At 70.0% G+C, this 23,136-nt stretch carries 22 protein-coding genes; 10 read left to right on the top strand and 12 right to left on the bottom strand.

Annotation, left to right across the window (positions count from 1 at the left end):
* Window positions 1-21: 21 nt before the first annotated feature.
* Window positions 22-894, bottom strand: a complete 873-nt coding sequence (locus AC3ZJJ_RS10075; protein WP_489891690.1) for a hypothetical protein — start codon at window positions 892-894, stop codon at window positions 22-24.
* A 57-nt stretch (window positions 895-951) separates the two neighbouring features.
* Between AC3ZJJ_RS10075 and AC3ZJJ_RS10070 the strand changes: the two genes are divergently transcribed.
* From AC3ZJJ_RS10070 to AC3ZJJ_RS10055, 4 genes are all read left to right on the top strand, one after another.
* On the top strand, window positions 952-1,458 hold the full coding sequence (locus tag AC3ZJJ_RS10070; protein ID WP_489891689.1) for a prepilin peptidase: 507 nt from the start codon (window positions 952-954) through the stop codon (window positions 1,456-1,458).
* 22 nt (window positions 1,459-1,480) lie between these two features.
* Window positions 1,481-1,951 carry an NUDIX hydrolase gene (locus AC3ZJJ_RS10065; protein ID WP_489891688.1) on the top strand — a complete coding sequence of 157 codons (471 nt, stop codon included), beginning with the start codon at window positions 1,481-1,483 and terminating at the stop codon, window positions 1,949-1,951.
* A 130-nt stretch (window positions 1,952-2,081) separates the two neighbouring features.
* Entirely contained in the window at window positions 2,082-2,504 is a 423-nt protein-coding gene (locus tag AC3ZJJ_RS10060; RefSeq protein WP_489891687.1) for a ferritin family protein, read from the top strand.
* Entirely contained in the window at window positions 2,501-3,331 is an 831-nt protein-coding gene (locus AC3ZJJ_RS10055) for a family 1 encapsulin nanocompartment shell protein (RefSeq protein ID WP_489891686.1), read from the top strand. The genes AC3ZJJ_RS10060 and AC3ZJJ_RS10055 overlap by 4 nt, the downstream gene beginning before the upstream one ends.
* Before the next feature lie 111 nt (window positions 3,332-3,442).
* On the opposite strand, the gene AC3ZJJ_RS10050 is transcribed toward AC3ZJJ_RS10055, so the two are convergent.
* The 5 genes from AC3ZJJ_RS10050 to AC3ZJJ_RS10030 form a co-directional block, all read right to left on the bottom strand.
* Window positions 3,443-5,080 (bottom strand): MDR family MFS transporter, encoded by a 1,638-nt coding sequence (locus AC3ZJJ_RS10050; RefSeq protein WP_489891685.1) that lies wholly within the window; start codon window positions 5,078-5,080, stop codon window positions 3,443-3,445.
* Window positions 5,077-5,808, bottom strand: a complete 732-nt coding sequence (locus AC3ZJJ_RS10045; protein WP_489891684.1) for a TetR/AcrR family transcriptional regulator — start codon at window positions 5,806-5,808, stop codon at window positions 5,077-5,079. Before AC3ZJJ_RS10045 ends, AC3ZJJ_RS10050 begins: the two co-directional genes overlap by 4 nt.
* A gap of 163 nt (window positions 5,809-5,971) precedes the next feature.
* Window positions 5,972-7,390 carry a class II fumarate hydratase gene (locus AC3ZJJ_RS10040; RefSeq protein WP_489891683.1) on the bottom strand — a complete coding sequence of 473 codons (1,419 nt, stop codon included), beginning with the start codon at window positions 7,388-7,390 and terminating at the stop codon, window positions 5,972-5,974.
* Between the two features lie 50 nt (window positions 7,391-7,440).
* Window positions 7,441-8,082 (bottom strand): carbonic anhydrase, encoded by a 642-nt coding sequence (locus AC3ZJJ_RS10035; protein ID WP_489891682.1) that lies wholly within the window; start codon window positions 8,080-8,082, stop codon window positions 7,441-7,443.
* 29 nt (window positions 8,083-8,111) lie between these two features.
* On the bottom strand, window positions 8,112-8,720 hold the full coding sequence (locus AC3ZJJ_RS10030) for a DUF4245 domain-containing protein (protein ID WP_489891681.1): 609 nt from the start codon (window positions 8,718-8,720) through the stop codon (window positions 8,112-8,114).
* Between the two features lie 108 nt (window positions 8,721-8,828).
* On the opposite strand from AC3ZJJ_RS10030, the gene glpX reads away from it, so the two are divergent.
* The gene (glpX, locus tag AC3ZJJ_RS10025) at window positions 8,829-9,851 is read left to right on the top strand and encodes a class II fructose-bisphosphatase (RefSeq protein WP_489891680.1); all 1,023 of its coding nucleotides are present in this window, start codon (window positions 8,829-8,831) and stop codon (window positions 9,849-9,851) included.
* 99 nt (window positions 9,852-9,950) lie between these two features.
* Here glpX and manA read toward each other — a convergent pair whose 3' ends face one another.
* Genes manA through AC3ZJJ_RS10005 form a run of 4 tightly spaced genes read right to left on the bottom strand, consistent with a single transcriptional unit; the run spans window position 9,951 to window position 14,574 of the window.
* Window positions 9,951-11,201, bottom strand: a complete 1,251-nt coding sequence (manA, locus tag AC3ZJJ_RS10020) for a mannose-6-phosphate isomerase, class I (protein ID WP_489891679.1) — start codon at window positions 11,199-11,201, stop codon at window positions 9,951-9,953.
* 7 nt (window positions 11,202-11,208) lie between these two features.
* Window positions 11,209-12,855, bottom strand: a complete 1,647-nt coding sequence (locus tag AC3ZJJ_RS10015; RefSeq protein WP_489891678.1) for an LCP family protein — start codon at window positions 12,853-12,855, stop codon at window positions 11,209-11,211.
* Window positions 12,856-12,861: 6 nt separating this feature from the next.
* A complete protein-coding gene (purE, locus tag AC3ZJJ_RS10010; protein WP_489891677.1) occupies window positions 12,862-13,395 on the bottom strand; it encodes a 5-(carboxyamino)imidazole ribonucleotide mutase in 534 nt (177 codons plus the stop codon).
* A complete protein-coding gene (locus AC3ZJJ_RS10005) occupies window positions 13,396-14,574 on the bottom strand; it encodes a 5-(carboxyamino)imidazole ribonucleotide synthase (protein ID WP_489891676.1) in 1,179 nt (392 codons plus the stop codon). It abuts the gene before it with no gap.
* 188 nt (window positions 14,575-14,762) lie between these two features.
* Between AC3ZJJ_RS10005 and AC3ZJJ_RS10000 the strand changes: the two genes are divergently transcribed.
* The gene (locus AC3ZJJ_RS10000; protein WP_489891675.1) at window positions 14,763-15,419 is read left to right on the top strand and encodes a GtrA family protein; all 657 of its coding nucleotides are present in this window, start codon (window positions 14,763-14,765) and stop codon (window positions 15,417-15,419) included.
* A 20-nt stretch (window positions 15,420-15,439) separates the two neighbouring features.
* Here the strand turns inward: AC3ZJJ_RS10000 and AC3ZJJ_RS09995 are convergent, their stop codons facing one another.
* On the bottom strand, window positions 15,440-16,177 hold the full coding sequence (locus tag AC3ZJJ_RS09995; RefSeq protein ID WP_489891674.1) for a TIGR03089 family protein: 738 nt from the start codon (window positions 16,175-16,177) through the stop codon (window positions 15,440-15,442).
* Window positions 16,178-16,481: 304 nt separating this feature from the next.
* Between AC3ZJJ_RS09995 and AC3ZJJ_RS09990 the strand changes: the two genes are divergently transcribed.
* Genes AC3ZJJ_RS09990 through AC3ZJJ_RS09980 form a run of 3 tightly spaced genes read left to right on the top strand, consistent with a single transcriptional unit; the run spans window position 16,482 to window position 22,089 of the window.
* A complete protein-coding gene (locus AC3ZJJ_RS09990; RefSeq protein ID WP_489891673.1) occupies window positions 16,482-17,027 on the top strand; it encodes a WhiB family transcriptional regulator in 546 nt (181 codons plus the stop codon).
* Window positions 16,931-20,482, top strand: coding sequence for a glycosyltransferase family 2 protein (locus AC3ZJJ_RS09985; RefSeq protein ID WP_489891672.1), 3,552 nt, complete (start codon window positions 16,931-16,933; stop codon window positions 20,480-20,482). Before AC3ZJJ_RS09990 ends, AC3ZJJ_RS09985 begins: the two co-directional genes overlap by 97 nt.
* Complete coding sequence (locus tag AC3ZJJ_RS09980) at window positions 20,479-22,089, top strand: DUF5719 family protein (RefSeq protein WP_489891671.1); 1,611 nt, start codon at window positions 20,479-20,481, stop codon at window positions 22,087-22,089. The genes AC3ZJJ_RS09985 and AC3ZJJ_RS09980 overlap by 4 nt, the downstream gene beginning before the upstream one ends.
* A gap of 43 nt (window positions 22,090-22,132) precedes the next feature.
* Here AC3ZJJ_RS09980 and AC3ZJJ_RS09975 read toward each other — a convergent pair whose 3' ends face one another.
* The gene (locus tag AC3ZJJ_RS09975; protein ID WP_489891670.1) at window positions 22,133-22,645 is read right to left on the bottom strand and encodes a metallopeptidase family protein; all 513 of its coding nucleotides are present in this window, start codon (window positions 22,643-22,645) and stop codon (window positions 22,133-22,135) included.
* Window positions 22,646-22,735: 90 nt separating this feature from the next.
* On the opposite strand from AC3ZJJ_RS09975, the gene AC3ZJJ_RS09970 reads away from it, so the two are divergent.
* Entirely contained in the window at window positions 22,736-23,134 is a 399-nt protein-coding gene (locus tag AC3ZJJ_RS09970; protein WP_489891669.1) for a DUF3499 domain-containing protein, read from the top strand.
* The last annotated feature ends 2 nt before the right edge of the window (window positions 23,135-23,136 follow it).

Here is a 23,136-nt window from a genome sequence, read left to right as displayed (position 1 = left end):
TCCGCAGGACCCGACCGGGGGCTACGCTCGCCCCCCGGTCGGGTCCGTGGGCAAGACCCAGGGAATGTGGTCCCGGACGTCGGTCAGGTGCATGGAGTGCTCAACGAACAGGTCGTCGAGCATGTACTCGTCCACGCCGAGGATGCGCAGGCTGTGTCCCTGACCAAGGTCGTCCCCACCGAGCGCCTCCGAAAAGACGCACACGCCCGTCTGCCGGTCGATCCTCACGCGTGTGCGGCCCGGCGTGACGAGCGGGCTCCCGGCCGTGGCGGCGCGGTACGTCTGGTTGGGGGAAACAACGGCTTCGACCGCGGGTCGGCCCGCGTGCTCCACGTCGGCCAGGGACTGGATCTCCACGACGTTGGAGAACGGGAACTCGAGCGGGACGGGGGCGTTGCCGGCCAGTTCCACCGGATCGAGCATGGCGGCCCAGCGGGGGTCGGCGAACACCGGATCGCCGTATGCCGCCTCGGGGCGCCGCCTCACGAAGCCGTCGTGGTCGTACACGGGAGTTGTCAGCCTGGGCGGCAACAGCCACGACTTGCGGCTTCCTGAGACGTAGAAGGCGTCCCGCGACTCGTTGATCCCGGTGGTGCTGAACAGTAGGCCGCCCTCGGGATTTTCGACGCGCAGGGCGTCCGGGCGGCGCAGCCACGCGCGGACGCGCGGCACGGGAAGCGGCGACGGGGCGTGCGCGGACCCGGGAACGGCACTGCCGGCGCCGGCACCGTCGTCGCCCGACACCGTGCCCTTGGCGGTGGGCGCGGACCACTCGACCTCGAAACGGAGGGTCTCCCAGCGCCACGGCGAGGAGCGGCAGAGGCGGCGGAATGCGGCTGCCGCCAGTGCGGCGACCGGTCCCTGGGAGTCTAAGGATGCTGATTGGTTCCCCATGTCCACAGTGTAGGCGCCGCGGTGCAACGGGGTCCGGCAGTGCAGTAGCGTGGTGCCATGATCGACGCCTTCGGCGAGTTGCGCGCCGCTCAACCCGCCGCCGCCGTCCCCCTCGCGTTGGCCCTGCTGCTGTTTGTGGTCAATGGGGCGCGGCTGGCGTGGATCGACGCCCGCACCCACCTCCTGCCGAACCGCATCGTGTTCCCCTGGTACCCGGCGGCCTTGACGCTGCTGGGGGCGAGCGCCGCCATCGCTGGTGATTGGGGCGCCCTGATCCGGCTGGTCCTCGCCGGAGCCGCGCTGTTCGCCTTTTACCTGGTGCTGCACCTGATCCAGCCGGGCGGCATGGGGCTCGGCGACGTGAAGCTGGCCGGCATCCTGGGCATGTACCTGGGATTTTTGACCTGGGAACACCTGCTGCTGGGCACGCTGGCCACCTTCGTCGTCGGCGGCGCGTACGGACTGGCGATGATCTTGGCGCGAAGGGCCACCCGGAAGTCGTCCATCCCCTTCGGCCCGTTCATGATCCTGGGTACCGCCGCGGCGCTGGTCGTGGCCGGCTAGCGAGACGTGGCAGGCTAGGTTCATGCCCGTTCCCGAATTCATCCTTGAACTGCGCTCCCACATCGGCACCGCCCCGCTCTGGCTGCCGGGCGTGAAGGCTGTGGTCTTCCGGTCGGACGGCGCACTCCTGCTGGTCCGGCGGGCCGACAACGGGTTGTGGACGCTCCCGGCCGGCATCCTGGAACCGGGGGAGGAGCCGGCGGCGGCCGCCGTGCGCGAGGTCCAGGAGGAGACCGGCGTCGAGGCCGCCGTTCTCCGGCTGGCCGGCATCGGAACCACCGATCCGGTGACCTACCCCAACGGGGACCGCGCCCAGTACCTGGACATCGTCTTCGAATGCCGTTATGTCTCGGGGGAGGCGCGCGTGAACGACGACGAGAACACGGACGTCGGTTGGTTCGCCGAGGCCGACCGCCCCGCGCTGCCGCCGAAGCACCAGCGCGCCATCGACTGGGCAACATCCGCGGACGCGGCCGCGCACTACATCGGCTGACCGGAAGCCCCGATCCGTCCCGCTGACCCGTGGTGCGGCCCCACGCTCCGGGTCTACTCTGGCCACAGGGAGAACCACAGGTTGCCGCACGGGCGGGGGGACGCCGGCGGCGCGGACGGTAGGGGCGAGCATGGGATTCGAGCAGTACCACGAGCCTCCCGCCGAGTTGTCGGCGGAGACCCGGACGTTCGCGCGCATGTGCGCGAACCTGACGGAGGAGGCGGAGGCGATTGGCTGGTACCAGCAGCGGATCTCCCTGGAAACCGATCCGGCGGCCCGGGCCATCATGGAGGACTCGCTCGGCGAGGAGTTCAAGCACTTCTGCATGGAGCTGGAGTACCTCTTCCGCGCCAAACCCCAGTGGGGCCTGACGGCGCGCGGCACGCTGTTCCGCGACGGAGACATCGTTGCCAACGGGCGCGCGGCCGAAGAGGCCGCCGGCCCCGGCGCGGCGCCGCCTACGCCGGGGACCCCCGCTCCGCAGGACGATCCACCGGGCGCCGCGCCCGGCGGGTCCCTCGGCATCGGCTCGTTGAAAGGAAGCGCATCGTGACCTCCAACCATCTGCTGCGCGAGCTGGCTCCCATCACCGACGCCGGATGGAAGCTGCTCGACGACGAGGCGCGCGACCGTCTCACCACGACGCTCGGCGCGCGCAAGCTCGTCGACTTCGCCGGACCCTTCGGCTGGGACTACTCCGCCACGAACTTGGGACGCACCGAGCCGCTTGCGGGGCCCGACGGCGACGGAATCGTCTCGCGCCGCCGCAGGGTGCTCCCGCTCGCCGAGATGCGCGTGGACTTCACGGTTTCCCGGGACGAACTGCTGGACGCGGAACGGGGGGCCGCCGACGTCGACCTCGCGAACCTCGACGCGGCCGCGGTGCTCATTGCCAGCGCCGAGAACCGGGCGGTCTTCCACGGCTGGCGCCAGGCGCACATCACCGGCATCACGCAGGCCACGTCCCTGCCCACCGTGCCGCGCGTGGCCGACTTCTTCGACTACCCGCAGCGTGTGGCCAGGGCCGTGGACCTCCTGCTGGAGGAGGGCATTTCCGGTCCCTTTGGCCTGGCGCTCGGCCCCGGACACTACACGGCGGTCATGCAGTCCACGGAGCGCGGCGGCTACCTGCTGTCCGAACACCTGCGCCGCATCCTGGAGGGGCCGATCGTCTGGGCGCCGGGTGTCCGGGGCGCCGTGGTGATGAGCCTTCGTGGCGGGGATTTCCTCTTCGAGTCCGGCCAGGACCTTTCGATCGGCTACAGCCACCACGACGCCGAGAACATCCATCTTTACCTGGAGCAGTCGTTCAGCTTCCGCGTCGCCACGCCGGAGGCCGCGGTGCACCTGACGTCGGGAGAAGACGAGCGGGCCCACTAGCCTCACACGGACAAAAGGCACCGGCGCCGGGCGCTCCCGCAGGGGAGGCCCGGCGCCGGTGCCGGCTGTTTCCGAGGTGGGCCGGGCGTCCGGGACGGCTGCGGACCTCGCCTAGTCGAGCGGCGCGGCGGCGCCCACGCTCCTGGAGTCGCGCTGCTCCGCCTCGAGCCGGAGGGCCTCCTCGCCGTCGACCGCCTCACCGCGGGCAACCATCCCGGAGGTGTGGGAGAGCGGCACCTGCTTGAGCATCAGCGCCAGCACAAAGGCGATCAGGATGAATGGGATGAGATACCAGAAGACGGGAGCCAGTGAATCGGCGTACGCCGTCACGATGCCCTCGCGCAGCGGCTCCGGCAGGGCGTTCATCGCGGCCGGGTCCAGCGTCGCCGTGGCCTGGCCGGCATCGGCCGTGGAGGCGCCGGCCCCGGTGAACACCGCCGTGAGCTTCTCGGACAGGTTGTTGGTGAAGATCGCACCGAAGATCGCGACGCCGAGAGATGCGCCCACCTCACGGAAGTAGTTGTTGGTGCTGGTCGCCGTGCCCACCATCTCGGGTCCGACGGCGTTCTGCACCACCAGGACAACCACCTGCATGATGAGCCCGAGGCCGGCGCCGAAGAAGAGCAGGAACACGCAGATCAGCCACAGGGGCGTGGACGCGGCGAGTGTGGTCATGGCCAGCATGGCGGCGGCGGTGACCAGCGTGCCGGCGATCGGATAGGCCCGGTACTTGCCGGACTTGGTGATCGCTATGCCGGACCAGATCGACGTTCCCATCAGGCCGACCATCATCGGCAGCATCAGCAGACCGGAGACGGCGGCGGAGGTGCCGGCCGACATCTGCAGGAAGGTGGGCACAAACGCGATGGCCGCGAACATGCCGAGCCCCAGGGTGAAGCCGATGCCGGTCGCCGTGACAAAGACCCGGTTGCGGAACAGCGAAAGGGGAATGATCGGATCGGCGGCGCGCAGCTCCGCGAAGATGAACGCGGTGGCGGCGATGACCAGCCCGGCGCCCCACATCCAGGTGGAGGCGGCGCCCCAACCGTGGTCGGCGCTTCCCCCGAAGTCGGTGAAGAAGATCAGGCAGGTGGTGGCGATGGACAGGAAGACGACTCCGGCGACGTCGATGGAAAGCGTGGCCTTCTTGCTCGGCAGCGTCAGGGTGAACCACGCGATGGCAAAGGCCGCGATGCCGATGGGGATGTTGATGTAGAACGCCCACTGCCACGTCATGTGGTCCACGAAGAAGCCGCCCAACAGCGGTCCGGCGACGGCGGAGAGGCCGAAGATGCCGCCCAGCGGGCCCATGTACTTGCCGCGCTCGGATGCCGGGACGATGTCCGCGATGATGGCTTGGGAGAGGATCATCAGCCCGCCGCCGCCGAGGCCCTGCATGGCGCGGAAGAAGACGAAGGCCCAAAAGGTTCCGGCGAAGGCCGCGCCGACCGAGGCCAGCGTGAACAGGGCGATGGCGATGAGGAAGAGGTTGCGGCGGCCCAGCACGTCGCCGAACTTGCCGTAGATCGGCATCACGATCGTGGTGGCCAACAGGTAGGCGGTAGTGATCCAGGCCTGGTGCTCCACGCCGCCGAGCTGGCCGACGATGGTGGGCATCGCGGTGGAGACGATGGTCTGGTCGAGGCTGGAGAGCAGCATCCCGGCGATCAGGGCCGAGAAGATGATCCAGATGCGCCGTTGGGTCAGCGCCAGGGGCTGTGAGGCCTGCGGGGGAGCGATTGAGCTCATCGTGGTTCCTGTTTCGTGGTTCCCGCGCCGGCGAAAAGCCGGGCGGCATGGTCGAATTTGTCGGTGAGGATCGTAGTGAAGCGGGCCAGGGCCCGTTCCGGGGTTTCGTCGGGTTCCGGCGGCGGAGGGTCGGAGCACTCGGTCACGTGCCCCACGAACTCCTGGAAGCTGGACATCGCCAGGTGGGAGGCCAGGCTTGAGACAAGGGCCGCGTAGGGATCGTCCGGATCGAGGCCCTCGCGGCGGGCGATCAGCGCGGCGAGCTCGCGCTGGCGGCGCAGGCCGGTTTCGAACATCCGCTTCATGAGCGCGGGCTCGGAGTGCATGGCCTGCATAAAGGCATGGATGTCGGCACGGGGGATGTCCATGGTGGCGTACCCGCGGAGAATCAGCGACAGGAGCGCGGCGGGCAACGGCACGGGCTCCGTTCCGTCCTTGCCGTCCGTGTCGCCGTGGTCCCGTGCGCCCGGGCCCGTTGCCACGAAGCCCTCCGCGAAGGGCGCCAGCGGATCCGTGGGCTTCGTTCCGAGGACCGCGTCCTCCTTGGTGGCGAAGTAGTTGAAGAAGGTGCGCCGGGATACCCCGACGCCCTCGCACAATTCCTCGACCGTGAAACCGTTGAGTCCACGTTGGGCGGTCAGTTCGCGGGCGAGGTTCGTCAGGGAAGCGTACGTCTCCCGCCGCCGACGCTCGCGGGCGCCAAGACCTTCACTTGCACTGATGTCCATATAGTGCAGTTTTGCACTAAGGCATGGCAAGTGCAATTTGTGGGCGTGTGGTTCTGATCACGGGCCCGGCCCTTGCGACGCCGGCGGGCCACCCCGTGTGGGCGGCCCGCCGGCGTCGTGCGGGTGCGGGCGCCGCGCGCCCGCTGGTTGTGCGGAAGGTCGGCTACTTCCCCGACGGCGACGTCATGGTGGTGACGTCGAGGGCGCTGTCCAACTGCTGCCCGGTGAGTTCGCCCCGTTCGACGAAGCCCAGGGCCACGGTCGCCTCGCGGACCGTCAGCCCCTCGGCCACGGCCTTCTTCGCAATCTTCGCGGCGTTCTCGTAGCCGATGAACTTGTTGAGCGGGGTGACGATCGAGGGGCTGGCCTCGGCCAGGAAGCGCGCGCGCTCCACATTGGCGGTGATGCCGTCGATCATCTTGTCCGCCATTACACGCGAGGTGTTGGTCAGGAGGCGGATGGACTCGAGCAGGTTGGCGGCCATCACGGGAATGCCGACGTTAAGCTCGAAGGCTCCGTTGGTGGCGGACAGGGAGATGGTGGTGTCGTTGCCGACGACCTGCGCCGCCACCATGATGGCGGCCTCGCAGATCACCGGGTTGACCTTCCCCGGCATGATCGAGGACCCCGGTTGGAGGTCGGGGATGGCGATCTCGCCCAGTCCGGTGTTTGGTCCGGACCCCATCCACCGCAGGTCGTTGTTGATCTTCATGAACGAGTACGCGATGGTTCGCAGCTGCCCGGACGCCTCAACGAGGCCGTCGCGGTTTGCCTGCGCCTCGAAGTGGTTGCGTGCCTCCGTCAGGGGCAGCCCCGTGTCTGCGGCGAGGAGCTCGATCACGCGGGCGGGGAAGCCGGCGGGCGTGTTGATGCCCGTTCCCACCGCCGTTCCGCCCAGCGGGACCTCCGCCACGCGGGGTAGCGCCGACTGGATGCGTTCGACGCCGTAGCGGACCTGCGCGGCGTAGCCCCCGAACTCCTGGCCGAGCATCACCGGCGTGGCGTCCATCAGGTGGGTGCGCCCGGACTTGACGACGTCCTTGAACTCCTCGGCTTTGCGCTCCAGCGACTCCGCCAGGTACTCGAGGGCCGGCACCAGATCGCCCAGCAGCGCCGACGTTGCCGCCACGTGGACGGACGTCGGGAAGACGTCGTTGGAGGACTGCGACGCGTTGACGTGGTCGTTGGGGTGGACGACCTTGTCGCTTCCCGCCTCGGCGAGAGCCCGCGTGGCGAGTTCCGCCAGGACCTCGTTGGTGTTCATGTTGGAGGAGGTGCCCGAGCCGGTCTGGAAGACGTCGATCGGGAAATGGTCGTCGAACTCGCCTGCGGCGACCCGGTCGGCGGCGGCGGCGATGGCGTCCGCCAGCTCCGAGTCGATCACGCCGAGCTCCGCGTTGGCGAGCGCGGCGGCCTTCTTTACCCGGGCGAGCGCCTCGATGTGCTTGCGCTCGAGCGTCTTGCCCGAGATCGGAAAGTTCTCCACGGCGCGCTGCGTTTGCGCGCGGTAGAGGGCGTCGGCCGGAACCCGGACCTCGCCCATCGTGTCGTGTTCAATGCGGAAGTCTGCGGTGTCAGCCATGGGCTCAGCCTACGCCGGGCCCCTGCCGACCTCCACCCGGGCGCCGGGTCCTACAGTGCGCCGAACCCGGACACCATTTCCGCTTTGCCCTCCGCCAGGCGGTAGGTGACGCCGATGACGGCGGTGCCCCCGCCGTCGACCGCTTGGGAAATCACCTTCGAGGCGTCGACCAGGCGCTGGGTCGTTTGCTGGACGTGTTCCACCACGTTGGAGTTCACGTCGTGGATGCCGTTGCGCTGCGCGGTGATCACCGACGGGGTGATCCGCTCGACGAGGTCCCGGATGAATCCCGGGGGCATAACGCCGGACTCGAACGCCTCCATCGTGGCGGTGACGGCGCCGCAGTTGTCGTGGCCGAGGACGATGATCAGGGGCACGTTCAGCAGGGCCACGCTGTACTCGAGGGAACCGAGCACGGCGTCGTCAATGACGTGGCCCGCGGTGCGGACCACAAAGACGTCGCCGAGTCCGACGTCGAAGATGATCTCGGCGGCGAGCCGGGAATCGGAGCAGCCGAAGATGACGGCGAAGGGATGCTGGGTGGCCACCAGGGAGTGGCGCCGCGGCGCATCCTGGTTGGGGTGGTCCGTGGCGCCTTGGACGAAGCGGTCGTTGCCCTCCCGCAGCCTGCGCCAGGCCTGCGCGGGGGTGAGGGACTCGGGGGCAGCGGGGGGAGGGGTGGCACCAGACATGGAAAAAAGAATATCGCTCCGGCGGAGCGCTAGTTCGCCGGGCCCGCCTCAAGGCTCTTTGTGACGGCGCGCGCCGCGGCGTCGAGTTCCTCCCAGGAGGACTCGGCGGTGATCAGGACCGTGGATCCGCCGCGCTCCAGGACCAGCGTCCGCTTGCCCTGCTTATCCCGCAGCTCCCAGTCCGTGCCGTCCACCGTGCGGACCCCGGTGACCGGCGCGCCGTCGGTGTACTGCGCGATCCAGGTGGGGTTGGCGTCGCCGGTCTGCCGCAGCCAGACGAAGCCCTCGTCGGCCGTGACGAACCCGGCCTCCCAATAGTCGATCCCGTCCGCGCTTCCCGAGTTCCAGCGCGCGAAGTTGGGGTACCAGCCCCCGGGCAGCTCTGGCGCCACCGGGGTGAAGTCGGCCGCGGCCGCGGCCTGGTTGGCGACGGCGGCCACGTCGATGTCGCGCTTGTAGGTGTTTTCGGTGCTGCCGGGGTTCAGCGCGATGACCGGGACGGCGACGGCAACCGTGAGGAGGACGGAGATGACCATGCCCTTGAGGGACTGGTTGGCTCGCTTCGCCTGGGCGGCGGTCAGGACGGGCTTGGCGGGTCCGCCCGTGGGATCTGGGGAGGGGCTGGGTGTTTCACTCACCCCTACATTGTCCCCGATGTTACGCGTCACGCTTCACGCGCCCGGCGGCGGATATGATCGTAGGGGTCGTCCACCGGCCCAAGCATCCACTCGAAGACGAGGACCACCGTGACAGAAGCCACGAACTATTCCCAACTGTCCCCGCGACTGTCGGTCGGCGACGCCGAGCCCGACCGCAACCTGGCGCTCGAGCTGGTCCGTGTGACCGAGGCCGCCGCCATTGCCGCGAGCCCCTGGGTGGGCTTCGGCGACAAGAACGCGGCGGACGGCGCGGCCGTCGACGCGATGCGTTCACTGCTCTCCACCGTCTCGGTCAACGGCGTGGTGGTCATCGGCGAGGGCGAGAAGGACGAGGCGCCGATGCTCTTCAACGGCGAGCACGTCGGTGACGGGACGGGTCCGGAGGTCGACGTGGCCGTCGATCCCATCGACGGAACCCGCCTGACAGCGCTCGGCATCAACAACGCCGTCGCCGTCCTCGCGATGGCCGAACGCGGCTCGATGTTCGATCCGTCCGCCGTGTTCTACATGGAGAAGCTTGTTACCGGCCCGGAGGCGGCGGAGCTCGTCGACCTGCGCCTGCCGGTCAAGCAGAACCTCTACCTGATCGCGAAGGCCAAGAACAAGCCGATCAGCCAGGTCACGGTCTGCGTGCTGGACCGCGACCGCCACAAGCCGCTGGTCCAGGAGATCCGCGACGCCGGGGCCCGCACGAAGTTCATCATGGACGGCGACGTCGCCGGCGCCATTGCCGCCACCCGCGAGGGATCGGGCGTCGACGTGCTGATGGGCATCGGCGGAACGCCCGAGGGCATCGTCACGGCCTGCGCCATCCGCGCGCTCGGCGGCGTCATCCAGGGCCGGCTGTGGCCCACGGACGATGACGAGAAGCAGCGTGCGATCGACGCCGGCCACGACCTGGAGCGCGTGCTGACCACAACCGACCTGGTCACCAGCGACAACTGCTACTTCTCCATGACGGCGATTACCGACGGCGACCTGCTGCGTGGAGTGCGCTACAAGAACGACCGGATCCTCACCCAGTCGATCGTGATGCGCTCGAAGTCGGGCACCATCCGCACCGTCGAGGGCGAGCACCAGTCACGCAAGTGGGAGGCCTACGTCCGCTAGGACGCGCCAGCGCAAGACGCGCCAGCACAGGCGGAGCCAAAAGCCGGCCGGAGGATCCTGGGATCCACCGGCCGGCTTTTTTGTCACGTCTCCGCGGGGCTACGGCTCCGAGACCGTGACGGCGAAGGCGACGGCGCCGTCGGTCCCGGTGGCCTTGGCTATCGCGGGGCTTTCGTTCGCGGGGACGAACACGGACTCGCCGCAGGCGACCCGCTCGTCGCCCCGCGGCGTGTCCAGCAGCAGGCCGCCCTGCACACAGACGAGGACCACGGGGCCGTTCTGGGCCAGCGGAACGTCGCCCCCGGCCATGCCGGAGGCGGAGGCGGCCCCGGTTACCGCCGGCGGCAACACGATGCGCTGCAGCTGGAACTCGTCGAAGGGTGGACGGTAGAGCTCCTGGCCCAACGCGGTGGTCTCCGGTTCGAGGAACGGGACCGGCAGGCTGGTGAAGTCGACGGTGGCCAGCAGCTCGGGCAGGTCCACGTGCTTTCCGGTCAGGCCCCCGCGGAGCACGTTGTCGGAGCTCGCCATCACCTCCACACCCAGGCCGCGCAGGTAGGCGTGGATGTTTCCGGCCGGGAGGTAGACCGCCTGTCCGGGGTCCAGCGTGACGTGGTTGAGCATGAGTGAGACGAGGACGCCCGGATCGCCCGGGTAGTAGCCGGCCAGCGAGGGCAGCTCGGCGAGGCCGGCGTCGTCCCGGAGCGACGCGTCGGCGGCCACCGCGGCGGACGCCGCCCCAACGAGCGCCACAACGTCGGCGCTGCCTTCGAGAAGGTCGGCGAAGGCCGCGCGCAGGTCGCCGGTCTCGAGCAGGGCCGCCGTGCGTTCGGCGGCGCCGGCCGGCGCGCCGTGGCCCACGGCCGCCGCCAGCCGGCGGAAGAGCGCGGCCGACTCCCGGGCGTCGCGAAATCCGCACAGCGCGGCGAAGGGGGTCAGCGCGAAGATCATCTCCGGCTTGTGGTTGTTGTCCTTGTAGTTCCGGTGGGGCGCGCCACGGGGCACACCGGCGGACTCCTCGGCGGCGAACCCGGCCTTCGCCTGTTCCAGCGTGGGATGCACCTGCAGCGACAGGGGCCCGCCGGCGGCAAGGACCTTCGCGAGGAACGGCAGCCGCCCGAAGCGTTCGGCCGCGTCCCCGCCGATGGTCCCCGCGGGATCGGCCTCCACCAGCGAGTCCAGGGCCTGGGCGGTTCCGTCGGCCTGGACGGCCAGGGAGGGGGAATCCGGGTGGGCGCCGATCCACATCTCGGCCTGCGGGGTTCCGTCCGGCACCGTCCCGAACAGCTCTGCCATCAGCGTGGTGGATCCCCACGGATAGTCGCGGACGGTGTTGTTGAGGCGGTGCATGGGTCTCCTAGGGCGTTGAACACTCGTTGTTGTTGGAGGCGATCGTAGAGATCAAATCCGTCTGCCCGGACAACTCCAGTTGAACAAGGTATTCCTCGGTGATGGGGGAACCGTCCGGCTGCGTCGTCGGGATCTCCTCGCCGATGCCCGATTCGATGGTTTCCGAGGACCCGGAAGAGGACGACGCCGGCGCGGAGGATTCGGCGCCGGGCGCTCCGCCGGAGGATCCGGAGGAAGCGCCGGACGAGCCGGTCCCGCCGGACTTGGTGGCGGAAGGGGTGGCGGTGGGCTTGCCGGCGTTGCCGGAGGCCTTCAGCAGGAGCGCGTCCACCCGCTCATAGATCTGCTCGAAGACCGGGAACGTGGAGAAGCGGTCTGAGCTGGGACCGAAGTCGGGGGCGCCGAGCGTGAGCCGCTCGAACGGCGACTTGCGGGACTTGTCGGCCAGGTTGATGAAGCTTCCCAGCTGGTCCTGCGGGATGTTGGTCTCCAACAGCTGCTCGCCCGCGGCCATGATTCCGGAGAACCGGGTCAGGACCGTGCTCGGGTTGAATTGGCTGATCATGGCCTGCTGCATGCACTGTTGGCGACGGATCCGGTGGTAGTCGGTCGTGAAGTCCCGGGACCGGGCGAACCAAAGCGCCTGCTTGCCGTTGAACTCCTGGACCCCGGGAGCGAACCAGTGTGTGCGGACCTCGGTGCCTTCCCACTTTTTCCCGTTGTAGGGGACCCAGCCACCGGAGTCGACCTTGACGCCGCCCATGGCGTCGATGAACTCCTCGAAGCCGGCCATGTCTATCAGCACGTAGCCTTGGGCCCGCACCCCGGTGCTTCCCTCCACAGCGTCGAGCATTGCCTCGGCGCCGGGGTTGGCGGCGCCGGGGTAGAGGTCCGCGTATTCGTTCTCGACGGTCGGGTACAGGGCGTTGATGATGCATTCGTCGCCGCAGTCGAATCCGTTGGGGAAGACCTCGTGGAGCGGAGACGACTCCGGGAACCGGGCGTTCTGGAAGTTCCGGGGGATGGAGATCACCGCTGTCTTGCCGGTCTTGGCGTCCACGCTGAAAAGGGAGATGCTGTCCGGTCGCAGCCCGATGCGGTTCGCGCCGGCGTCGCCGCCCATCACCAGGATGTTGTACCGGCCGTCGATGGGATCGAACGCCGGCCCGGAGGCGAACACGTTCTGGATGGTTCCCCGCCCCGTGTTCAGCACGTAGGCGCCGTAGCCAAGTGCCCCGCTGGTGGCGACGACGAGGACGACGGTGGAGAACGCGATGATTCCCTTCATGCCGGGGGAGAGCAGCCTGGGGCGGATGATCAGGAGCGTATTGATGAAGAGCACCAGCCAACCGACCGCCAGAAGGGCAAGGACGATCGCGAGGACCAGCTGCACCGCCGGGCGCGCGAGCAGTTCGATCACGAGCCCCCGGTTGAGCAGGCCGGCGGCGACGACCACGATGATGGCGAACCAGCAGGACAGCGTCACCGCGAGTGCCTTGCGGCCCAACGGCCGGTTCCCGGCGACGACCTGGGCCCCTCCCGGCACAAAGACGGTCAGAAACAGCAGGAAGAAGGCGCGCTTGGTCCTCGTCCGGGCGGACGCGCCCTCCGGGTTGCGGATCGGGTCGGTTTGCTGCTGGGTTCGGGTGTTCATAGGCGCCTAGCCGTTGGCCACTTCGTCGGCGACAGTGCGTCTGAGCGCCGCTCCCTTGTCGGCGGCCACCTGCCGGAGTTCGGCGGCGAACTCGATCAGCCGACCGCGGAGCCGCGCGGCCTCCGCGCCGTCTCCCGCGGCCAGAATGCGGGCTGCCAGCAGGCCCGCGTTGCGCGCCCCGCCGATCGAAACCGTGGCGACGGGGACGCCGGCGGGCATCTGGACGATGGAGAGCAGCGAGTCCATGCCGTCGAGCGTCTTCAGCGGCACCGGCACCCCGATAACGGGGAGCGGGGTCACGGAGGCAAGCATTCCGGGCAGGTGGGCGGCGCCGCCCGCGCCCGCGACGATGACCCGAAGCCCGCGTTCGTGGGCCTGCTTCCCGTAGGCGACCATGTCCTCCGGCATGCGGTGGGCGGACACGACATCGGCCTCGAACGGGATGCCGAATTCCCGCAGCGCCTCCGCAGCGAGCCGCATCACGGGCCAATCGGAATCCGATCCCATCACAACGCCGACAATCGGCTTCTCGGTGCTCATCTACCGGGCTCCTTCGTTGGCCTGTTCGGCCCGCCCGTCGCGGATAATGGCGGCGACGCGCTCGGCCCGCCGGCGGACGGAATCGGGGGATTCCCCGTGCTCGCCAACAATATTAACGTGACCGATCTTACGGCCGGGACGCACGGACTTGCCGTAGGCGTGGATTTTGGCGCGCGGCTCGGCGGACATCGCGTCCGCGAACGCGGCGAACAGGTTCAGGTTTGCGCCGCCGAGGTAGTTCTTCATCACACTCACCGCGCCGAGGGCCGACGTGTCGCCGAGCGGGAGGTCCAGGACGGCGCGGAGATGCTGCTCGAACTGGCTAGTGACGGACCCGTTCATGGTCCAGTGCCCCGTGTTGTGCGGACGCATGGCGAGCTCGTTGATGACAAAGCCCACGCCGACGCCCGGCGTCTCGAAGAGTTCGGCCGCCATGACCCCGGTGACGCCGAACGCCGTCGCGATGCGCAGCGCGGCGTCCCTGGCGGCGTCCGCGGCGGCGGGATCGAGGTCCTGCGCGGGCGCGATGACCTCGTCGCAGACCCCGTCGACCTGGACGGTGTGGACGACCGGCCAGGCGCGGGCCTCGCCGCCCGGCGTGCGGGCGACGAGGGCGGATAGCTCGCGGCTGAAGGGCACCTTGGCCTCCGCGAGGAGGGCACCGGAGCCGAACCAGTCGGCGCATTCGGCGGCCGCCCGGGCGTCGTCGACCATGCGGACGCCCTTGCCGTCGTAGCCGCCGCGGGGCGTCTTTAGCACCACGGGCCAGCCGATCCGGTCGCCGAAGGCCACCAGGTCCTCGACCGAATCCACGGCGGACCATTCCGGATTCGGCAGGCCGAGTTCCTCGATGGCCCTGCGCATCACCAGCTTGTCCTGCGCGTGGATCAGAGCCTCCGGGCGGGGCTGCACGTTGACGCCCTCCGCGATCAGGGTGCGCAGGTGCTCGTTGGGCACGTGTTCATGGTCGAACGTCAGCACGTCCACGCCGCTGGCGAAGCGCCGCAGCGTCTCCAGGTCCCGGTAGTCGCCCACCGGAGCCTGGGCCACGGCCGCCACGGCGGAGACGTCCGGGGCCTCCGCGAGGATCCGCAGTTCGAAGCCGAGGTTGACCGCCTCGGGCGCCATCATTCGGGCAAGTTGGCCGCCGCCGACCACGCCAATCACAGGAAACTTCACCAACCAAGCGTACCGAACGGGCGCGATTGCGCCGTCGCCCGCCCGGCCGGGCGGTGGCTTTCTTTAGGAAACGCACAGGCGCCGCGCCTATCATTGAGGGTTGGTGGCGTGCCAAAGCCGGTCGCCAAGTCAAGTTGGGCGCCGCAAAACGGCGCGATTGCTTGGATGTCTTCGGTCTGTGGAGGGTCATGCTCAGGGAGTTGTTCGAAAAAGTCAGCGGGTTGTTCTCGCTGCTGTGGCGCGAGGTCATGAAATTCGGCGTGGTGGGTGGCATCGCCTTCGTCATCGACACGGCCGTCTTCCTGTGGATGATGAACGGCCCGCTGGAGGGATCCGAAGTCAAGGCCAAGGTCGTCGGCGGCGTCGTGGCGACCATGTTCTCCTGGGTCGCCAACCGTTTCTGGACCTTCCGGCACCGGCGGCGGGCGTCCGTGGTCCGCGAGCTCCTGATGTTCCTGCTGATGAACGGCATTGGTCTGTTCATCGCCGCGGCGTGTGTGTGGGTGACCAAGTATTGGCTGGGCCTCACCGACCAGACGAGCCTGTTTGTGGCGGGGTCCGTGGTGGGCCTGGTGCTCGGCACGATCTTCCGCTTCTTCGCCTACCGCTTCTGGGTCTTCACCGAGGAACTGGACGCCGAACCGGCCTTCGAGCACGACCACGAACTGCTTCATGCCGTGCACCACCACGACGGCGTCCACCACGTCGACGCCGCCGAGGCGCCGGTGAGCAGCCGCGCGCCAGCCGAACCCGCCCAGGCGGCTCCGTCGTCCCACGGCGAGGAACCGTCGAGGGTGCGCCCGTCGGCGGCCGCGCCCGCCGCCCGGCAAGCCCCGCCGGTCTAACCGGGCGCGGGACGCGCGCGTCAGGTTCCGAGGACCCGCTCCACGCGTTCGGAGCCCTTGAGGCGGTCCGTCGGCGCGACCCCTTCACCCAGCAGGACAAGTGCCGCCCCGGAGGCCCACAGCCCAATCGCCTCCCGCAGCGCGGATCCCAGTCCCGCGCCGGCGCCGAGCAGGGCCGTGCCGCCGGGGTTGCGCGCACCGAACAGCTCCGAGTAGGCCCAGCTACCGGACGCGTCGCGCAGTGCCGGCTCGCCGCCCGCCACGGCCTCGGGCAGGAAGTAGTCCCCGAAGGCGCGGACCTCGGCCGCGTAATCGAGCATCCCATCGGGTGCGGGGCCCCTGAAGGCGAGGTCCAGCATCCCGAGTGCGACTCCGATGACCGCGGCGCCCGGATACTCGGTGGAAGCGGCCATTGGATCGTCGGCGGCCACGATGTCCACGGGGCCCGCGTGGTGTGCCTCGCCGTCGCCTTCCAGGGACGGCACCAGCAACTCCGCCCCGGTGTGGAGGACCGCGAGCGCGAGTGCCAGCGACTTCCAGTGCGCCGGCAGCCGCAGGGCGACCACCATGCCGGGGCCGGCGTCCAGCTCCTCGACGAGCAGGTTCGCGGACTTCGCGACCCAGTTGTCGAATACCCGCCCGCTGAGCTCCACCCGCTCGCCGCCCACGGAGTGCCAGACGAGGAGCGGGGACGTCGAGGTGCGGACGGGGGACAGCAGTTGGTCCGTAAAGTTTAACGAATTGGCATCGGCGGCCATGGGGCCCTCCTGAGTAGACTGTTAAAAACCTGTGAATCCGCGGCTATCGTGACACGCCCGGCGGCGACGCAAAAAGCTGGGCGTGTTGTGACGCGTTTTGGGTATTGCCTGTCTATAGAATCACCGCCTCCACTTGACGCGCCGGGAGTTACACCAGTGTAATTAGATAGCGAAGCGGCTTTGTCCACTCCTGGACACGAGTCTTCGCACCGAATCCTTCCACCGTCCGGCCCCCGGGCCGTCCGATGGCATGTGTCCGGTGCGGCCGCTTCAATGTCAGCCAACAAGCGGAAGGGCTCAGAACATGGGGAATGCAGAGCGAATTCACGAACACACTTCGGCGGCCGCCCAGGCCTCGAAGAAGTACGGATCCCGCGGCGTGCCCGCGGACTGGTTCCTCGACCCGGCGGACGATTCCGCCGCCGAGCGTTTCCGCGAGAGCACCGCGTTGAGCATCGAGGACCAGGCCACCGCATTCCTTGCCGCCCACGAGTCCGGCCTCCAGGACCCGCAGGCTCTCACCGGTCCACCCGTCCGAGACCTGCCGCTCGAGCGGACCGCCCCGGAGGCGCGTCCGGCGCAACAGCTGTGGATCGGCATGCCGGGATTCCCGGGCGCCGAAGACGAGGGCGAACTCGGATGGCAGACGGAGGCGCTCTGCGCGCAGACCGACCCGGAGGCATTCTTCCCCGAAAAGGGCGGCTCCACGCGCGACGCCAAGAAGGTCTGCGGAGCCTGCAACGTGCGTGCCGAATGCCTCGAGTACGCGCTGTCCAACGACGAGCGCTTTGGCATCTGGGGCGGACTGTCCGAGCGCGAGCGACGCCGGTTGCGGAAGCGAGCGGTCTGATTCACTCGCACGTCCGCGTCACCGCCGTCGTCGTTGCCCGCGACGGGGCCAGCTTCCTTCCCCGGACTCTTCAGGCACTGACCCACCAGACCCGTCCCGTCGACTCCTTCATCGGCGTGGACGCGGCGTCGACCGACGGCTCGCTGGACCTTCTGCGCGCGGGCCTCCCTGCGGGAACACCGATCGTCGAGACGGCCGCGCGGGGATTCGGGCACTCTGTCGGCGAAGGCTTGGCTGGCCGACTTCCCGCCGCCAGCGAATCCACCCAGGACTGGATCTGGCTGATCCACGACGATTCCGCCCCGGCCGAGGACGCGCTCGAGCACCTGCTGGCGTCCGTCGAGACCACGCCTTCGGTGACCATCGCGGGCTGCAAGCAGCTGGACCGCGATGTCCCGCGGAGGATCCTCGACGTTGGCCTCAGCATCAGCCGGTGGGGCGAGCGCCTCGCCATGGTCGACGTCGACGAGTTGGACCAGGGCCAGCACGACCGCAAGTCGGACAGCTTCGCCGTGAATTCCGCCGGGATGCTGGTTCGCAGGGACGCGTGGGAGCAGCTGGACGGCTTCGATCCGGCGCTCGCGGGGCTGGGCGACGACCTTGACCTCTGCTGGAGAAACCGGCTGGCCGGCCACCGCGTGGTGGTGGTCCCCCATGCGCGCATGTACCACGCGGCGGACACCGTCCGCTCGGTCGCGGGTCCGGTCGCCGCGCGGAGGGCCGAGGTCTACCTCAGGCTCAAGCACGCGCCGGCCTGGCAGCTGCCCGTGCTGGGGCTGGGCGCCGTGTTGGGCGGAGTCTTCCGCTTCGTCGCCAGCCTGATCGCCAAGGACCCGGGCCACGCGATCGGACAGTTCGGCGCGTCGGTTGGCGCGGTGCTGCGTCCCGTGCAGCTGGCCACGTCCCGCCGCGCCGCCAAGCGCACCCGCAGGGTGTCGCGGGGCATGGTGCGCCCCCTGATGATTCCGCGACGAGAGGTCTGGTCGCACCGCCGGACCCTGCTGGAGGGAATGGAATCCGGCCCCGTCCACGGAGACGGCTCCGGCGCCACCTCCGAGGCGTCAAACCCCTCCGGTGACAACAACGACGACTTCGCGGCACTGGCGGCGCCGCAGCGCACCAGCGCCGCTGTCGGCGCCATGCTGGCCGTGGGCGCCACGCTGGCCGTGTCGCTGATCGGCCTGCGCAGCCTCGTCGGCGCACCGGCGCTGGCCGGAGGATCGTTGCTTCCGCTGTCGATGAACTCGGTCTTGGTCTGGGAGAACGCCACGGACTGGTGGCAGTCGCTGGGCTCCGGCCACGCCGGCTACGGCGACCCCTTCGACGCCGTCCTCTGGGTCCTGTCCCTGTTGGGGTTGGGACATTCCAACGCCGCCGCCGTCGTCTTCATCCTTGCCGCCATGCCCCTCTCTGCGTATTTGGCCTGGCTGGCCCTCGGCGCCGTGACGGGAAGCAGGTCCGGCCGCCTCCTCGGCGGAATCGCCTGGGGGCTGGCCCCCTCGCTCCAGGTCGCGCTCGGATCCGGCCGTCCGGGAGCGATCGTGGTGCATGTGATGCTGCCGCTCGTTGTGTTGGGGATGATCCGCAGCGTCGGCGCAGCGCGCGAGAGGCACCCGCGGGACGGCGGACGGAAAACCGCCGCGGTCTACGACTCCCGCGCCGGAATCGGCGGCGTCCCGTCCTGGACGGCGGCCGCCGGTGCGTCCCTGGCGCTGGCCGCGTGCACGGCTGCCGCTCCAGGACTTTGGCCCGTCGCGGTTGTCGTGACCGTCGCCGCGGCGCTGGCCCTTGGCCGCTGCGCCAAGGCGCTGTGGTGGGTCCCGGTTCCGTCGCTTGCGCTGTTGGCGCCGAGCCTCGTTGGCGCGATCGACAACCCGCGCGTCCTTCTTGTTGATCCCGGGGTGCCCGCCGCGTTCACGGCGGCACCGCTGTGGCAGCAGCTGCTGGGATTCCCAGTGTCCTTCGATCCGGAGGCACCCGTGGCCGGCCTCGGCTGGGCGTTCGAGCTCGCCTCCGGACCGTGGGCGGGCATCGTGGCTGTCCTCGTAGGCGCGCCGCTACTGCTCCTGGCCGTCGCCGGTCTCCTCCGCGCCGGTCGAGCCGGCTGGATCGCCCGTACCGCATGGTTCGCCGGGCTGGTGGGCCTCGCCGTTTCCCTCGTGGCACAGTCGGCTCCCGCCACGCTGGCCGCCGGCAGCACCACCACGGCCTTCACCGGACCGTTCGTCTCGCTCTTCGTGCTGGGAACCCTGGTCTCGGCCGTCGCGGGCTACGACGCCCTTCGGGAGCGGCCCTCGGTCGGCTCCGATCCAGACCCCCGGCGCGGCCCCGGCGGCGCGTGGGCCGCGGCCGTGGTCCTCGTGGTGGTGTCCCTCGCCACGGCGGGAACGCTGTGGCTCGCACCGCGCATCACCGCTGAGGCGGATCCCACCGCCGTATCCGCCGGCGAGCCCCCGGCCGCCGACTTTGGCGCGGCCCAACAGGTCTCCCCGGTCGCCGAACGCACACTACCGGCCACCGCCGCGGACCGCGGCACCGGAGCATTCGAGGACCGGTCGCTCGTGATCGCCCTCGCCAACGGCGGTGGTGTCAGCGCCACGCTCATGGGGGGCAATGGCACAACGCTGGACGAGCTTTCCGGGGTCGCGTCGGCCGCTAGGCTCCACGGCACGCTCCTGGCCGCCGAGCCGACGGCCGACGACGACGCGACCGCCGCGGCCCGCGCCACGGTCGCGGCACTGATGTCCGGACAGTCCATCGATCCCCGCCGGGAACTCCAGGAACTCGGCGTCGCGTTTGTGGTGCTGCAGGAGGCGGATTCGAGCGCCGATCTGGTCGCCGACCAGCTCGACTCCGTGCCGGGGCTGGCTCCCGTGGGCCGGACCGATTCCGGCTGGCTGTGGAGGGTTCAGTCGGACGCCCCCCTGGCAGGGTCGGACAACAACGCGGACTTCACCGCCCGCGTCCGCGTGGTCGATGCCGACGGCGCGACGCTGGGCCTGGTTCCCTCGCGAAACACGCGCGTGGACGGGGCCGAAGTTCCGAACGGGGAGGAGGGCCGCAAGGTGGTTTTGGCGGAGCGGGCGGACCGCGGCTGGAGCGCAACCTTGGACGGCGAGCCGCTGACACCCACCGCGCAGAGCTGGGCGCAGGCGTTTGAACTCCCGGCCGGAGCCGGTGTCCTGGACATCCGCTACGACAATCCGTGGGCGCTGCCCAGTGCATTGCTCCAGGGCCTCGTCTTCGGCATCGCGCTGCTCCTGGTGCTGCCCATCCCGCAACGGCGGAGGTTCTCCCCGCGCCGCGTCGAGGAGTACCGCGCCACCGGCACGGCCGAATCGGTCGGCGACATCGACAACGAGAATGGCCAGGGTCCCGGCGCCGGAGCGGCGCGCCGGTCAGGCGATTCCGGAACCGCCGCCTCCGCGGAGACCGAACTGGAGAGAACGCCATGAGACCCACACCACGAGGCGCGCGGGGGGTGGCCTCCCGCCGCTTCGCCGCGGCAGGGACCGGCGCGGTGCTGATGGCGCTCACGGCCGGCGGGATCGCCGCGGGCTCGTTCCTCGCGCCCGCAGCCGAGCCGCGCGAGATCGGGGTCCCCGCCTCCACGGTGCCGGCGGGGGACTTCGTGGCCCAGTGCCCGCCGTCCGCCCGTCTCGTTCAGGGCGCGGGAACGGAGGGAACGGACCCTGCCTTCGCCGCCGGCTCGGACTCCGCGAAGACGTCCGTGCGGGCCTCTGTTCTCAGCGACGCGGCCGAACGGGCGCCGGGCGCCAGGATCGTGAACTCCGAGGGTGAGACCCTGCGTGAGGTCAACCCCACCATCGCCGACGAGTCGGCCGAGCGGGAAGCCACGTCCGGAAGCGACGGACTGTCCGGCCAGTCGGCGTCCACCGTCTCCGGACTCTCCGCCGCGGGCGCGGCCGTGCTGCGCGTGCAACCACTGGGCGGCCTCAAGTCGGTGGCCGGCATGGCCCGCAGCTACAGCGCCTCGGACGGCGATCTCGCCGGCCTGGCCGTATCGGGCTGCCAGAGCCCGGCGAACGAACAGTGGCTGGTCGGCGCCTCGACACAGGTGGGCAGGACGGCGCTCCTGGTCGTATCGAACCCGTCGGCGAACACGTCCACCGTGGACCTGGACCTGTTCTCGTCCAAGGGCCGCGTCGAGGCCGGCAACACGCGCGGCCTCGTCCTGGCGGCGGGGGAGTCGCGCTCCATTGTCTTGGGCGGGCTTGCCCCGAACGATCCGGCGGTGTCCGTCCGCGTGTCCGCTACCGGCGCCCCCGTCACGGCCGTGGTCCAGCAAAGCGTCCTGCGGGGACTCACCTCCGGGGGCGTGGACTACATCGAGCCCTCCGCCAGGGCCGGGCAGACACAGGTGGTTCCCGCGGTGGCCATTCAGGATCCGGCGGACACGAAGGACATCGCCTCGCAGAGGGGGTATTCGGACGCGACGCCGGAACTCGAGGTGGCGGTACCCGGAGACGACGAGGCCGTGCTCAACATCCGCGCCCTGGGCGCCTCCGGGGAGGTCGCACTGCCCGACGGCGGCGTGCACACCGCGCCGGGCGGAGGCACGGCGCGCATCCCCTTGGGGTCGCTTCCGAAGGGCGACTACACGATCGTCGTCGAATCGGACCAGCCGATCGCCGCCGGTGCCCGGGTGGTCCGCGGCTCCGCCAAGGGCAAGCCTGTCGACGTCGCCTGGTCGGCCGCGGCCGACCGCCTCGGCAACCAGCACCTGCTGGTGGTCCCGGAGCTTGCCGCCGGGCGCCTGGCGTTCGGATCCATCGGCGGGGATGCCGCCGTGTCCCTGCGGCCCGTTTCCAAGGACGGCTCGATCGGCAGGGAAAAGATTCTTTCGCCGGCCGGCGGGACCACGGCCGTGCAGCAGGTCGGGGGACTGGGGCCGGACGTCGTCGCCGTGATCGTGAGCGCCTCCGGGGAGCCGGTCTACGGGGGCCAGGTCCTGACCAGCGGATCCGCGGCGGTGTCCACGATCGGGATCCCTCCCGCGACCGAGGGCCAGAGGGGCATCAACGTGGACATCAGGTACTAGCTCCGCGTGCCCGCGTGAACACCCGGTGCGGAAAGCGAATGCCCTACTTGGGGCCGTGCGGCCAGCGCCCGTAGGAGGGGTCGACGTCCTCGGGCGCCATGGCGAGCAGTTCCGCGACAAGTTCCACGACCACATCGTGAACAACGTCGGGCAGGTCGACCGGGTTGTCCACCATTTCCTCCACCGGCCGCCGGTAAACCACGACCCGCGCGGCACGTCGCGGCGAGGCGCCGTGCGTGGTTCCCAGCGGGACGCCGCGGCCCGCCGCCCCGGCGCGCTCCAGGGCTTTCCTCCCGGGGACGAGTTCAACCGAGAAGGACACGTCGGCGATGCGGGCGCCCCAGAGGTCCTCGAGCCGCTCCGCCGATTCCGCCACCAGATCCTCGAAGCGCTCGAAACGCGTCCGGGCGCCGGGGAGCTGAGGGAGCATCAGCGGCCCGCGCAGCCCACGACCATGGCGGTTGCGTCGGCGCTGGGCGAAGGAGCGGGCCCCGGTGGCGGACGTGGAGCGCTGCGGCTCGGCGTCGCCCAAGTCGATGTTCAATCCGTGGGGCATGTTCCGAGCCTATCCAACGCCGGGGCCACCGTGAACCCGCGACCCTTGGTTCCCCGGGATCGGGCTGCACGGCGGGTACGCTTACTGCTCGTGGGATCCATCAGACTCTGTTCACGCTCGGCCTGCCGCGAATCGGCCGTGGCGACGTTGACGTATGTCTACGCCGACTCCACCGCCGTCCTGGGGCCGCTGGCCACCTACGCCGAGCCGCACTGCTACGACCTCTGCTCCTCGCACGCGGGCCGCCTGACGGTGCCGCGCGGCTGGAGCGTGCTGAGGCTGGAGATGCCCGGCGCCCCGCGGCTGGCATCGGACGAGCTCTCGGCCCTGGCGGACGCCGTCCGCGAACCGTCGACGCCGTCCGCCCAGGTCCAGCCCGAGGCGGCCGCCGAGCCCGGCGCGCGCCGGTCGCCCCCGGCCCCGATGGAGCCTCCCGTGGAGTCCGGAGCGTCACGCGGGCACCTCCGGGTTCTGCGTGAGCCGCGCTAAAC

The organism is Arthrobacter sp. AOP29-A2-19 (assembly GCF_058138025.1).
Note: the sequence above shows the minus strand (reverse complement) of the source record. Positions and strands in the feature narration are given on the sequence as shown.

Excerpts from the sequence above, each read along its gene's own strand:
- AC3ZJJ_RS10075 (WP_489891690.1), bottom strand. The coding sequence starts at position 894 with ATGGGGAACCAATCAGCATCCTTAGACTCCCAGGGACCGGTCGCCGCA.
- AC3ZJJ_RS10070 (WP_489891689.1), top strand. The coding sequence starts at position 952 with ATGATCGACGCCTTCGGCGAGTTGCGCGCCGCTCAACCCGCCGCCGCC.
- AC3ZJJ_RS10065 (WP_489891688.1), top strand. The coding sequence starts at position 1,481 with ATGCCCGTTCCCGAATTCATCCTTGAACTGCGCTCCCACATCGGCACC.
- AC3ZJJ_RS10060 (WP_489891687.1), top strand. The coding sequence starts at position 2,082 with ATGGGATTCGAGCAGTACCACGAGCCTCCCGCCGAGTTGTCGGCGGAG.
- AC3ZJJ_RS10050 (WP_489891685.1), bottom strand. The coding sequence starts at position 5,080 with ATGAGCTCAATCGCTCCCCCGCAGGCCTCACAGCCCCTGGCGCTGACC.
- AC3ZJJ_RS10045 (WP_489891684.1), bottom strand. The coding sequence starts at position 5,808 with ATGGACATCAGTGCAAGTGAAGGTCTTGGCGCCCGCGAGCGTCGGCGG.
- AC3ZJJ_RS10040 (WP_489891683.1), bottom strand. The coding sequence starts at position 7,390 with ATGGCTGACACCGCAGACTTCCGCATTGAACACGACACGATGGGCGAG.
- AC3ZJJ_RS10035 (WP_489891682.1), bottom strand. The coding sequence starts at position 8,082 with ATGTCTGGTGCCACCCCTCCCCCCGCTGCCCCCGAGTCCCTCACCCCC.
- manA (WP_489891679.1), bottom strand. The coding sequence starts at position 11,201 with ATGCACCGCCTCAACAACACCGTCCGCGACTATCCGTGGGGATCCACC.
- AC3ZJJ_RS10015 (WP_489891678.1), bottom strand. The coding sequence starts at position 12,855 with ATGAACACCCGAACCCAGCAGCAAACCGACCCGATCCGCAACCCGGAG.
- purE (WP_489891677.1), bottom strand. The coding sequence starts at position 13,395 with ATGAGCACCGAGAAGCCGATTGTCGGCGTTGTGATGGGATCGGATTCC.
- AC3ZJJ_RS10000 (WP_489891675.1), top strand. The coding sequence starts at position 14,763 with ATGCTCAGGGAGTTGTTCGAAAAAGTCAGCGGGTTGTTCTCGCTGCTG.
- AC3ZJJ_RS09995 (WP_489891674.1), bottom strand. The coding sequence starts at position 16,177 with ATGGCCGCCGATGCCAATTCGTTAAACTTTACGGACCAACTGCTGTCC.
- AC3ZJJ_RS09990 (WP_489891673.1), top strand. The coding sequence starts at position 16,482 with ATGGGGAATGCAGAGCGAATTCACGAACACACTTCGGCGGCCGCCCAG.
- AC3ZJJ_RS09985 (WP_489891672.1), top strand. The coding sequence starts at position 16,931 with ATGCCTCGAGTACGCGCTGTCCAACGACGAGCGCTTTGGCATCTGGGG.
- AC3ZJJ_RS09980 (WP_489891671.1), top strand. The coding sequence starts at position 20,479 with ATGAGACCCACACCACGAGGCGCGCGGGGGGTGGCCTCCCGCCGCTTC.
- AC3ZJJ_RS09975 (WP_489891670.1), bottom strand. The coding sequence starts at position 22,645 with ATGCCCCACGGATTGAACATCGACTTGGGCGACGCCGAGCCGCAGCGC.